Source organism: Cupriavidus sp. SIMBA_020 (assembly GCF_046535395.1).
GTDB classification, from domain to species: domain Bacteria; phylum Pseudomonadota; class Gammaproteobacteria; order Burkholderiales; family Burkholderiaceae; genus Cupriavidus; species Cupriavidus campinensis.
Genome location: NZ_JAWRWU010001096.1, coordinates 1 through 255 on the forward strand (window position 1 = coordinate 1; position 255 = coordinate 255).

Below are 255 nucleotides of genomic sequence, written 5' to 3' on the forward strand. Positions count from 1 at the left end.
TAGTGACTCAACTGTTAAAACAACCGGATAAAGTGAAGCAATGAAAAGAAGTGTTAAGGACTGGGAAAACATCATTAATGGGTTAATACATCCTTGGACCCTTCCCATCATCTTTGGATCAATAATTTTTGGGATCCATCCTCCTATAGCTACATTAATCATAGGTATTGCCAATGCCACTCCGGCTGTACATATCATATAAAGCCACACACTATTTACAAAAGAACTTATAATAGTTGCTCCCCCTGCAGTCAG

Annotated in this window: 1 protein-coding gene; it reads right to left on the reverse strand. The window is 38.4% G+C overall.

Features of this window, described 5'->3' with window-relative positions:
* Window positions 1–255 (reverse strand): hypothetical protein (locus SB751_RS32890; protein WP_410749365.1); only part of this gene is annotated, 255 nt, incomplete at both ends.